Source organism: Oceanibaculum indicum P24 (assembly GCF_000299935.1).
In the GTDB taxonomy this organism is placed as follows: Bacteria; Pseudomonadota; Alphaproteobacteria; order Oceanibaculales; family Oceanibaculaceae; genus Oceanibaculum; species Oceanibaculum indicum.
On record NZ_AMRL01000003.1, the window covers coordinates 196,414 to 208,122 of the forward strand.

Sequence of the window (11,709 nt, forward strand, 5' to 3'; positions counted from 1 at the left end):
AGTCTAGGGGCAGGAGGGGGGCCGGAGATAGGGGTTTAGAGAATATCTTCCGGATTGCGGCCCGGCCGCGCCTTGTAGGAGGGCAGCGACCAGCCGAAGGCCAGCGCGCCGCTGCGGATGAACAGCGCCACGGCGAAGCCGGCCCCGGCGGCCAGCGGCAGCGCCAGCCCGGCAAGGCTGGTGGCGACATAGATGAGCCCGCCGGCCAGCACGGCGGTGATGTAGATTTCCTTGCGCATGAGGACGGAGGGTTCGCCCGCCAGCACGTCGCGCAATATGCCGCCCAGCGTGCCGGTCAGCATGCCCATGACCACCGCGATAATCGGCGAGCCGGTGACCAGCAGCCCCTTATAGGCGCCGAACACGCCATAGGCGGCCAGCGCCACCGCATCCAGCCACAGCAGCAGGCGATAGCGCGATTCCAGCAGATGCGCGGTGAAGAACACGCCGGCCGCCGTCACCGCGCAGATCAGGATGTAGAGCGGCTGTTCGACCCAGAACACCGGCACCCCCAGGATCAGGTCGCGCGCCGTGCCGCCGCCAATACCGGTCACCGTCGCCAAGAACAGGAAGCCGATGATGTCCAGCTCCTTGCGCGAGGCCGACAGGGCGCCCGTCGCGGCGAAAAGGGCAATGCCCAGAAGGTCCAGAAGGATCGCGCTGTTCATGGGGAGGTTTTAGCGCAGGACGGCAGGCCACGGCAGGAGAAAAGCGGAGGAGCGGCTATTCCTCATCCTCTTCGGTGCTGTCGACCTCATCGTCTTGCCCGCCGAACAGATCATGCTGCGCGGCGGTCGCTCTCGCAGATTTCGGCGCGGCCCGTTCAGCCTCGGTCGGTGACGGCAAGTCATCCGCCTTGAAGCAGGAGCCGGCGACGACGGCATCAAGAGTTGCGGACAGGTCCGGTTCCATCGCCAGCGTGGCCTCCAGAACCCAGAGCAGTTCGAGCAGTTCCTCGCTCATACGCGCGGTCCAACGTTCCGGGCGGATATCGTCCAGCGGCGAGGATTTCTTGCCCGCCCGCTTTTTCATTCGGTAGCCGAGCCAGGACTGCACCACCTTCAGGCCGGAGACCTCGAACTCCCAGACATCCTTCGCCACCGGACCGAAACGGCCATCGCTGACGCGAATTTCGCGCTCCGTTTCGTCATAAGCGAAATCCTCGGGATAGCGCGCCGGATCGTCGGAAACGCCTTTCAGGGATTTGGCGCTGCCGGCAGGCAGCTCGTCGCCGCGCCCTTCGCCCCGGAACCGTTCGGCATAGGTATGCAGCCAGATCATGCGTTGGCCGAGGGAAACGGCGCGTTGGAACAAGGCGCCGTCCTTGGTCAGAGGCACGCGCGGACCGGGTGTCTCCAGCTCGTTCCAGAACCGCTTGGTGTAGGATTGCCCGCCGAGCAGCGCATAGACATAGGCTGCCAGCGCCTCCGCCGTGACCGCGAAACCGTAGCTACCCGACAGCAACTCCAGCAGACCGCCGGTGACGTTCGGTTGCGTCGCCGCCGCGTCGCGATAGAGGGGAATTACGTCCTTGCCGCCGAAGGAACCACGGAAATGGTGCAGATCGGGTAGGTCGCTACATGCAACCAATCCCTGGCCAGCACCCAAGGAAGTAGAAAGAAGCGTTGTCAGGTATATTTGCTTTGGACCATGCATTCGCCAGAGTGATGGTCGCAAACGATCCCCTAGCCTGAAATCGTACAGCATCACATGCCTATCGAAAGACCGATAGGAGCACGGAACCACGTTCGGAGTTGCTGAGGTGGCAGTCAAAGAGATAATCGGCGGCTGATGTTGCCCCGGCAAATCCTCATGAACGGTTTTCGTGATTTTCCAGCCATCTGTTTCACGGAAGAGCGTTTTTCGTTCCTCGGGTTTTGAGTTTGCTAGGCGATGCCACCGCACACTCAAAACACCCGCTGTCTCGCCAATCGGCCAATGCCGCTTGAACTGGGCGCCGTTGAGGATAAGTGGGAAAAGCCCTTCTATTTGTGCCCATGCTGAATAATCCCCCTGCCCAATCGGCAGGAACGGCTTGTGCCAATCATCAGAGCAATCGTGCCAGTCAATATCACCGAAATCCGTGACGGCTTGCAGATGTGTTAGTTTTTCCTCTCGGGTCGCGCCCACGATCTTCGCATAGTGCACCTTGGCGGGCGTATCGGGTGAGGGCCTCGCCGTCCGGACCCCGATGGCGATAGCCACCGGCGTCTGGATGTTAAAAACATTGGGCGTCTTGCGGGTACCGAGGTTGTCGCCGCCAAGGTCGATAATCCAGAGTTCGTCAAAGGTGCGCCGCATCACCTCGCGCACACCCACGAACCCCGGCCCGGCCAGATAACTCGAAGCCGTGATAAAGGTGACGATGCCACCGCATGTCTGCTGCTCGAACAGACGCCACAGCGCCCAGCGCCAGAAATAGACATAATCGTTGTAGAGATTCTTCAGGTGGACGCCCGCCCCAGCCCTCGTCGCCGGTTCGGTGAAGTCCTTCAAGATCGCACGTTCGCCCTGCTGTTCCTGTTTTGCCGCCCCTTCGACCTGATCCCCGAAGCGCACCCATCCGCCCTTGCGTTTGGTGGTTGTATCATCCTCCTCAATGGTCTGTCGGTCATAAGGCGGATTGCCGAGGCAGACGAGAATATCCCCGCCCTGCTTCACCTTACGCGCCGCCTCATGTTCCTGCGTCAGTGCCTTATGCGTCAAATCCAGCCCACCCGGTGGGGCATGGTTTGGACTTTCCAGCGTGTCGGCCAGATAGATATTCAGCCGCTTGGCGAGTTTCTCTAAGGGTTCACCCGCCGTAGCTTTTGCGTCGTTCATCGCGCCTTCCAGCGCCTGCGTCAGCCGCAGATGCGCGACGGCATAAGGCCCGACCAGCACCTCGAACCCGTGCATATTCTCGGCCATCTGGCGCGCGCGGGCAGGCACCGCGCCGGGGCCGGAGCGTTCCAGAACCTTTTCCAGCCCATGCTTCACCGCCGCGACCGGATAGGTGCCGGTGCCGACGGCGGGGTCGAGAAACACCACGCCGTCATCGGCAAAACCGAGCTTCTTGCCGAACCGCTTTTCCAGCAGCTCGCTGGCAAGGCGGACCTGTAGTTCCACCACTTCAATCGGTGTGTAATAGACACCGTAATCCTTGCGCAGCTTCGGATCGTAGGCGGCGAGGAAATCCTCGTAGAAATACAGCCATAGGTCGGGCTTAGCTTTCAGGAACTCAGCCGGTTCAAGCGCCTCCAGCGAGCGTTGCAGCATCTCAAAGCCGACCGCCAGTTCTTCTCGCGCCTCTTTGTGGCCAAGCAGTTCCAGCGTCCGGGCCAAGAGACCGTTATTCTTATCGAGCGTCTTTGCCGCTTCGGCCGGATCAAGTTTCGACGCACCCGACAGACGGGCCAGCAGCATTGCGTAGGTCACAGTCTGGGCGTAGGCGTCCGCGAATCTGGCATTGTCGGCATCGGGGAAAAAGAACTGCCGCCACTCATTGGCGAGGCCATTGACGGCAGAGCCCTCAATCTCAAGTGCGGCCTCCACCTCCGAGCGCAGGAACCGTGCCAGTGGTGCCAGATAGGCCGCAAGCGCACCCGGCTGGTGGGGAACGGTCGGGTTCCAGGTGAGAAACCCCCGTAGCAGCGGCTCCAGACGCCGGACGTCCTCCTCGCTGATAGCCTTGCCGCCATCCTCGCCCGGATCACCGTCGAAGCGGACGATACCACCAGTCCGCTCACCGGAACGGTAAAGTGCCCATTCCCTGCCGTCCGTGTAGATCAGGTTCGGCAGGTTTTTCAGCTTCTCCCATTGCGCCTTGTTGTGCGCGCCCTTCAGCCGTGCCGGATCTGCCCCCTCCCCTGGCGCCTTAAGCTCGATATAGCCGGCGATCAACTTACCGGCATAGACGGCGATATCCGGACGGACCTTGTGTTCCGCCAGGTGCGCTTCGGTCTTGGCTTGAATGGCCTGCTTGATATTCAGGGCAGCGCCGACATCGGCCAGAAACGACGAAACGGGAGCCTTCAACTGATCCTCAGGCGAAGAAGAATCGCTCAGCCCGTAAACTGCCCGCAACTTGTCCGCGAAGGCGCGCGCCGCCGCCAGCATCACGCGGCGCCCCGGTCGAGCCTATGATTGATCAGAATCCCGTTCACCACCGCCCCCCGGTTCTTTGTTTTCTTCATTTCTCATGGAACCCAGTCCGGCGCGGCTTGGCAACGGTTGATTGCACGGCCAGGCCACGCGCAACTCATCGGGCGCGCGTCAGTCATCCATTCGGGGAAAACAGGAGGAAGAAAATGGTGCCCAGGGACGGAGTCGAACCGCCGACACTGCGATTTTCAGTCGCATGCTCTACCAACTGAGCTACCTGGGCTTGGCGCATCGTCTGCACCGTGGCGATGACGCTCGCCGAGCGGGATTGGCTTATAGGAAATTCCCGGGGGGCTGTCCAACATTTTCCGGCCCGCGCCCACGAAAATGTCATATCAGTTTTCGCTGTCCTCCAGCCGGCGGGCCAGCGCCTCGATATCCGCCTCGTCCGGCTCCTCCTCGGTCGGCAGTGTGTAGGTGCCGCCGAGCCAGCGCCCGAGATCGACCTGCTGGCAGCGCTTCGAGCAGAACGGCCGGAAGGTCTCGACCGCCGGCTTTTTACAGACCGGGCAGGCGGCCTGCTTGCGGCGGCGCGGCAAATGATGGATTTCGGCCATGTCTGTTCCCGTGGGCTGGTCCGGTATCATGCGTCCGTCCGCAGATAGGACAGCCAGCCCGATCCGTCAACTGGCGCGCAATGCCGCCAGCTGGTGGGCCAGCGTGTCGCGGTCGCGCGGGCGGATGATCTCGACCAGCCCGCCGCGCGTGAAGCCCAGCAGCTGCGTCGCCACCCGGTCGCCGGCCAGCGCCGTGCGCAGCGCCTCCAGCAGCTTGTCGCGGTCGTCGCGGCGGTCGAGCCGGGGGAAATCCACCAGAATGAGGCCGGAAAGCTGGCGCAGGCGCAGTTGCCGCGCGACTTCCGGAACGGCGGCGAAGACGGCCTCGCGCGGGTCCCGCTCCGCCCCGTTCACATCGATGGCGACCAGCGCCTCGGTGGGGTCGATGGCCAGCGCCCCGCCGCCCGGCAGTGGCACGATGCGCTCCAGAGCGGCGGCAATCTCCTCCTCCACCCCCTCGCGGGCGAACAGCGGATCGTGACCGCGATAGCGCACGATGTTCGGCAGCAGGCCGGGCCGATGTTTCTCGCACCAGCGCGTCACGCTCGTGTGGCCGGCCAGATCAGCGCAGAGAATGTCCGCCCCCGCCGGCAGATGCGGCAGCAGCAGCTCCAGCGCACCCGGTGGCCGGTCGATCAGGGCCGGCGGCTTCGCCTGCGCGGCCTTCGCTTGGATCGCGCGCCAGCGCCCGGCCAGCACCTCCAGCTCCGACTGGATCGTCGCGGCATCGAGACCGGCGGCGGAAGTGCGCACGACGATCCCTTCCTGCCTCGGCAGGTCCAGCGCCAGGGCGGCATCCAGCGCCGCGCGGCGCAGCCGGGAGCGCTCCGCCTTGCCGGGAATGCTGCGCGAGACGGCCACGCCGGGCAGGCGCGGCGTCAGCACCAGATGGTCGCTGTGCAGGGCGATATCGGCGGACAGCGCTGGCCCCTTGCCGGCGCTCTCATCCTTCACCTGCTGCACGAGGATCGCCTCGCCCTCGCTCACCAGCCGGGCAATCGGCGTGCCGGCCGGCATGTCCGGCTTCAGCAGCCGCGCCGCGCGGGCCGGCAGGAAGCCCGGCTCCGCCTCGCCGGTATCGACGAAGGCGGCATCCAGCCCGTGCGAGACCTCGATGACGCGGCCCAGCAGAGTCCAGCCGATGCGGCTCTCATGGCCGGCGGCCTCGATTATCAGTTCGATCAGGGAACCGTCGCGGCGCAGCGCGATGCGGGTCAGGCCGGGGCCGACCTCCAGCAGCAGCGTATCGACGCCCTCTAGCCCTGCCCGCGACATGAGCTGGCCTCAAGACAGGGATAACCGTTGCCGCTGAGCAGCGCGTAGGTCTCGTGCAGCGGCAGCCCCACCACATTGCTGTAGGAGCCGACAATCTGCCGCGCGAACACGGCGGCAAAACCCTGGATGGCATAGCCGCCGGCCTTGCCGCGCCATTCGCCGCCGGCGAGGTAGAAGGCAATCTCCTCCGCCGCCAGCCGCTTGAAGGCAACAGCAGTGGTGATGGCGCGCACGATGGATTTGCCTTTGGGCGTGACGAGACAGACGCCGCCGATCACCCGATGCCGCCGGCCGGACAGCAGCGCAAGGCAGGCCTTCGCCTCGGCCTCTGTCTCCGCCTTCGGCAGGATGCGCCGCCCGCAGGCCACCACCGTATCGGCGGCCAGCACGAAACAGCCCGGATGACGCGCCGCGACGGCCGCGGCCTTCGCCTCGGCCAGGCGTTTCGCGTGATCGACAGGCAGTTCGCGGGGCAGCGGCGTCTCGTCGATATCGGCAGGGTCCACCGCGGCGGGGACGATGCCGATCTGCGCCAGCAAGTCGAGGCGGCGCGGCGAGGCGGAGGCGAGTACCAGACGGGCCGGCGGTTCGGGCGCGGTCATGCCCCTTCTCCCAGTTCCGGCACGGGGTTATCCGGCAAGGATGCCGGTTACTTGAAGCGGAAGGTGATGCGGCCCTTGGTCAGGTCATAGGGCGTCATTTCGACATTCACCCGGTCACCAGCCAGCACGCGGATCCGGTTCTTGCGCATCTTGCCGGAAGTGTGCGCGAGCACTTCGTGATCATTGTCCAGCTTCACGCGGAACATCGCGTTCGGAAGCAATTCGACGACCGTACCGGAAAATTCGATGACGTCTTCCTTTGCCATAGGCATCCCTTCTTGTGGAAAAAATCGCCCTGTTGTGGTGCCGAAACTGCCGCGAGGTCAACCTTTTTCAAGCGGATTGCGCACAGGACCGCCATGAGGCCCGCGCATTTCTTGTGTGGTTCCAGTCAAACCGCCGATTTCGGTGCGGCCGGAAAGCGTTCCCTGATGCGTTTCAGCAGCGAATCCCGCACATCGCGGTAGGCGTTCAGCACTGCCTCGCGGCTGCCCTCGATGGCGGTGGCGTCCAGCGTCGGCCAGTATTCGACGTCGCAGGCCATGGTGCGGGTCATCTCCACCGCGCGGTGCTGCGCCTCCGGCGACAGCGAGATCACCAGGTCGAAGGACCCGTCCAGCAGCTCGTCGAAGGTCTTGGCGCGGTGGCGTGCGATATCGAGGCCGATCTCGCGCATCACCTCGACCGCGAAGGGGTTCACCTCGGACGCTCTGACGCCGGCTGAGTCGACGTAGATGTGCTTGCCATGCAGCGATTTCAGGATCGCCTCGGCCATGGCGGAGCGCACCGCATTCTGCGAACAGGCGAACAGGACGGAACCCGGCAGGTCACGCATCTTCATCACCCCCGGATATGCAGGACGCAGACGAGGGTGAACAGGCGGCGCGCCGTCTTGAAGTCGATCTCCACCTTGCCGGACAGCCGCTCGCGCAGCAGTTCGGAGCCTTCGTTGTGCAGGCCGCGCCGCCCCATGTCGATGGCCTCGATCTGCGAGGGCGAAGCGCGCCGGATCGCCTGGTAATAGCTTTCGCAGATCGTGAAATAATCCTTCACGATACGCCGGAAGGAGCCGATGGCCAGCTGTACCTCCGCCACCCGCACCTCGTCGGTGGTGCGGATATCCATCACCAGCCGGTTATCCTCGATGGACAGGCTCAGATGATAGGGGCCGCCCTCGTGCCCGGCCGGCGCGAAGCTGTTGTCCTCCAGCAGGTCATAGATCGCGACCGCGCGCTCATGCTCGACCTCGGGGCTGCGCCGGACAACCGTACGCTCGTCAAGCGTGATCCTGACGAGCCGGCGCCGATCCTGCCCCGCGTCGCTCACACCGGTCAGCCTCCGTTACCCAGCCGGATGGCCACGGACCGGGCATGGGCGTCCAGCCCCTCGGCCACCGCCAGGGTGACGGCGGCGGGGCCGATGCGCCCCAGGCTGGCGGCATCGCAGCGGATCAGCGTGCTGCGCTTCATGAAGTCGAGCACGCCAAGGCCGGAAGAGAAGCGCGCCGTGCGCGAGGTCGGCAGCACATGGTTCGGCCCGGCGACATAATCGCCCACCGCCTCCGGCGTGTGCCGGCCAAGGAAGATGGCACCGGCATTGCGGATCTTCGCGGACAGCGCCTCGGGATCGGCGACCGCCAGTTCCAGATGCTCCGGCGCGATCTGGTCCACCAGCGGCACGGCATCATCCAATGCCGGCACGGTGATGATGGCGCCGTACTTCTCCCAGCTCTGGCGGGCGATGGCGCCGCGCGGCAGCACGGCCAGCTGGCGCTCCACGGCGGCGGCGGCGGCATCGGCGAAGTCGGCATCGTCGGTAATCAGCACCGATTGCGCATCGTCGGAATGCTCGGCCTGGCTCAACAGGTCGGCGGCGATCCAGTCGGGATCATTGTCGCGGTCGGCGACCACCAGGATTTCCGACGGGCCGGCGATGGAATCGATGCCGACGGTGCCGAACACCTGGCGCTTGGCCTCCGCCACATAGGCGTTGCCGGGGCCGACGATCTTGTCCACCGGCCGGATGGTCTGCGTGCCATAGGCCAGCGCACCGACCGCCTGCGCGCCGCCGAGGCGGTAGATTTCCGTGACGCCGGCCAGCTTCGCAGCGGCCAGCACCAGCGGGTTCAGCACGCCATCCGGCGTCGGCACGGTCATCACAATGCGCGGCACGCCCGCCACTTTGGCCGGCATGGCGTTCATCAGGACTGAGCTGGGATAGGCGGCCAGCCCGCCGGGCACATAGAGGCCGACAGCCTCCACCGCGCTCCAGCGCAGACCCAGTTCCACCCCCTCAGGGTCGGTATAGGAAAAACCGTCCGGCAATTGCCGGCGATGAAAGGATTCGATGCGGGCGGCCGCCACTTCCAGCGCCGCGATTTCGTCAGCACCGCAGGCGGCAAAGGCGGCATCCACCTCGGCCGCCGTCACCCGCATGGTCTCGGCGGTCAGGCTGACCCGGTCGAACTTGCGCGTATAGTCCAGCACGGCGGCGTCGCCCTCGTCGCGGACGCGCGACAGCACATCGCGCACCACGCCCATGACATCCACGCCATTGTCGCGATCCTCCGCCAGGAACGCCGCGAAATCGGCTGCGAAGCCGGTAGCGCCTGCATCCATCCTACGCGGCATTGGCCATCCCCTCCGACGCCTCGCGGAACCGGTCGATCCAGTGCATCATCTGCTCGGGCCTTGTCTTCAGCGCCGCACGGTTCACCGCCAGGCGGGAGCTGATCTCGGCGATCTGCTCCACCTCGACCAGGCCGTTCGCCTTCAGCGTCGCCCCGGTCGAGACCAGATCGACGATGCGCCGGCACAGGCCCAGGCTGGGGGCCAGCTCCATTGCGCCATTCAGTTTGATGCATTCGGCCTGCACGCCGCGCGCCGCGAAATGCCGGCGGGTGATGTCGGGATATTTCGTCGCCACGCGGACATGGCTCCAGCGGCGCGGATCGTCACGCCCGGCAAGGTCCACCGGCTCCGCCACCGACAGCCGGCACTTGCCGATGCCAAGGTCAAGCGGCGCATAGATTTCCGAATAGTTGAACTCCATCAGCACATCGCTGCCGGCCACGCCCAGATGCGCGGCGCCGAAGGCAACGAAGGTCGCCACATCGAAAGAGCGCACGCGGATGATGCTGATCTCCGGATGGTTGGTCGCGAAGGTGAGCTGCCGGCTATGCTCATCCTCGAACGCGGCCTCCGGCTCGATGCCGGCCTTGCGCACCAGGGGCATGACCTCCTTCAGGATACGGCCCTTGGGCAGTGCCAGGACCAGCGCTTCGTTCGCGTTCGCGGGCATGATCTTGTCTTCCGGTAAGGCGCCTTTCCGCGCGCCGACGATACAGGATCGCTTGACCTAGGACCAGACAGGCCCGGTGTCAACCGGCGCTTCGCCGCAGGCGGGCGCGAAGCCACTGGCGTCGCAGGAAAAAAAGACTATCGTGATGCGATAACAACAGCTTCGCGCGATTCCGCGCAGATCAGCCAGACATCGGGAGGAACCAATGGCCGAAACCGGCAGGAGCGAACACACGCAACGGCCATCGGTGCGCACGCTGGGCGGCATGGTGACGGCGGCGCATCCGCTGGCCGCCGATGCCGGCGCCGAGATGCTGCGCAAGGGCGGCAACGCCTTCGATGCCATCGCCGCCACGGCGGCGGCGCTGAATGTGGTGGAACCCTACATGTCCGGCTTCGCCGGCCTGGGCATGGCGAATTGCTGGGTGGCCTCGGAAGGGCGCGCCCGCTCGCTGGATTTCCACACCCCCTGCCCGGCCAATTTCCCCATCGACAGCGCCGACAAGGCGCGCATGGTGAACGGCCCGCTGGCCAGCGGCACGCCGGGCAACCTTGCCGGCTGGGCGACGCTGCAGAAGACGCATGGCCGGCTGAGCCTGGCCGAGGCACTGGCCCCGGCGATCGCGCTGGCGCGCAACGGCTACCCCATCACCGGCTTCTATCTCGACATGCTGAACGCGGTCAGCGCCCGCCCGATGAGCGCGGAGTGGGCGCGGGTCTATGCCTTCGGCGGTGCCGCGAAGCGCGGCATGATCCTGAAGCAGCCCGAGCTGGCCGACACGCTGGAGGCGATTGCCGCCAATGGCATCGGTCATCTCTATGGCGGGCCGCTGGGCAAGAAGCTGGCCGATTACATGGCGGGCAATGATGGCTGCATCAGTCTGGCCGACCTGGAGGCTGTGCGACCGATCTGGGAAGAGACGATCCAGGCGGAGTATCGCGGCCTGATCCTGAACGTGCCGCCGCCGCCCGCCGAATCCTTCCAGTTCCCGCTGACCCTGCGGCTGCTGGCGGGAACCGACTTCTCCAGCCTGCCGCATCTGGGCGCTGATCATCTGGACCGGGTGTTCCGCGCGGTGCGCGTCGCCGCCGAGCTGCGCATCCGCAACAACAAGCGCACGCCAGAACAAATCCTCGACCTGCTGTCGGAGAAAAGCGTCGCCCCCTTACGCGCGCTGGTCGAGGGCAAGGATGCCGTCTGGGGCCGCACCGAGCAGTTCGCCACCGGGCCGCTGGCCGAGGGGCCGAAGCTGAACGAGCAAACCACCTCCTTCTCCGCGATGGATGCCGAGGGCAATGCGGTGTGCCTGACGCAAAGCCTGGGCTCGCCCTGGGGGTCCGGCGTCGTCATCCCCGGCACTGGCGTGTGCCTGAACAATTTCCTGAACTGGACCGATCTGGACCCGGCCTCGCCGAACCGGCTGAAGCCTGGCGCGCGCTACGCCATGTGCCTCGCCCCCACCATCGGCACGCGCGACGGCAAGCTGGCGCTGACGCTGGGCACGCCGGGCAGTTACGGCATCCTGCAGACGCAAAGCCAGGCCATGGTGCACTGGCTGGATTACGGGCTGGAACTGCAAGCCGCCATCGACGCGCCACGCGGCCGGCTGTTCGATGGCCGAAAGGTCAATCTGGAGAGCCGGGTCAGCCCGGAGGTGATGGAAGAGTTGCGCGCACGCGGGCACGACGTCACGCCGCTGGGCGCCTATTCCTGGTCCTGCGGCGGCATGCACGCCATTGCCCGCGATGCCGTCACAGGCGCGCTGGAAGGGGCAGCCGACAGCCGGCGGGACGGTGCGGCGATACCGGTGCCAAAGCGCTGAAACACTTTTC

The 11,709-nt window shown here is 65.5% G+C and carries 11 protein-coding genes and 1 tRNA gene; 1 reads left to right on the forward strand and 11 read right to left on the reverse strand.

The window, feature by feature from the left end:
• Positions 1-35 precede the first annotated feature (35 nt).
• The 11 genes from P24_RS04330 to hisG form a co-directional block, all read right to left on the reverse strand.
• Positions 36-668, reverse strand: a complete 633-nt coding sequence (locus P24_RS04330; RefSeq protein ID WP_008943483.1) for a trimeric intracellular cation channel family protein — start codon at positions 666-668, stop codon at positions 36-38.
• Positions 669-723: 55 nt separating this feature from the next.
• Entirely contained in the window at positions 724-4,098 is a 3,375-nt protein-coding gene (locus P24_RS04335) for a type ISP restriction/modification enzyme (protein WP_008943484.1), read from the reverse strand.
• A 192-nt stretch (positions 4,099-4,290) separates the two neighbouring features.
• Positions 4,291-4,366 (reverse strand) — tRNA-Phe (locus P24_RS04340).
• 112 nt (positions 4,367-4,478) lie between these two features.
• Positions 4,479-4,700, reverse strand: a complete 222-nt coding sequence (locus P24_RS04345) for a DNA gyrase inhibitor YacG (RefSeq protein ID WP_008943485.1) — start codon at positions 4,698-4,700, stop codon at positions 4,479-4,481.
• Positions 4,701-4,766: 66 nt separating this feature from the next.
• Complete coding sequence (locus P24_RS04350; RefSeq protein ID WP_008943486.1) at positions 4,767-5,975, reverse strand: ribonuclease E/G; 1,209 nt, start codon at positions 5,973-5,975, stop codon at positions 4,767-4,769.
• Complete coding sequence (locus P24_RS04355) at positions 5,957-6,577, reverse strand: Maf family protein (RefSeq protein ID WP_008943487.1); 621 nt, start codon at positions 6,575-6,577, stop codon at positions 5,957-5,959. Before P24_RS04355 ends, P24_RS04350 begins: the two co-directional genes overlap by 19 nt.
• Before the next feature lie 47 nt (positions 6,578-6,624).
• Positions 6,625-6,843 (reverse strand): translation initiation factor IF-1, encoded by a 219-nt coding sequence (gene infA / locus P24_RS04360; protein WP_008943488.1) that lies wholly within the window; start codon positions 6,841-6,843, stop codon positions 6,625-6,627.
• Positions 6,844-6,968: 125 nt separating this feature from the next.
• Positions 6,969-7,412, reverse strand: a complete 444-nt coding sequence (locus P24_RS04365) for an arsenate reductase ArsC (protein ID WP_040706562.1) — start codon at positions 7,410-7,412, stop codon at positions 6,969-6,971.
• A 5-nt stretch (positions 7,413-7,417) separates the two neighbouring features.
• Positions 7,418-7,903 carry a UPF0262 family protein gene (locus P24_RS04370; protein ID WP_008943490.1) on the reverse strand — a complete coding sequence of 162 codons (486 nt, stop codon included), beginning with the start codon at positions 7,901-7,903 and terminating at the stop codon, positions 7,418-7,420.
• A 5-nt stretch (positions 7,904-7,908) separates the two neighbouring features.
• Entirely contained in the window at positions 7,909-9,207 is a 1,299-nt protein-coding gene (hisD, locus tag P24_RS04375; protein WP_008943491.1) for a histidinol dehydrogenase, read from the reverse strand.
• Positions 9,197-9,877 (reverse strand): ATP phosphoribosyltransferase, encoded by a 681-nt coding sequence (gene hisG, locus P24_RS04380; RefSeq protein ID WP_008943492.1) that lies wholly within the window; start codon positions 9,875-9,877, stop codon positions 9,197-9,199. Before hisG ends, hisD begins: the two co-directional genes overlap by 11 nt.
• Positions 9,878-10,082: 205 nt before the next feature.
• Here hisG and P24_RS04385 point away from each other — a divergent pair, with 205 nt between their 5' ends.
• Positions 10,083-11,699 carry a gamma-glutamyltransferase family protein gene (locus P24_RS04385; protein ID WP_008943493.1) on the forward strand — a complete coding sequence of 539 codons (1,617 nt, stop codon included), beginning with the start codon at positions 10,083-10,085 and terminating at the stop codon, positions 11,697-11,699.
• Positions 11,700-11,709 lie beyond the last annotated feature (10 nt).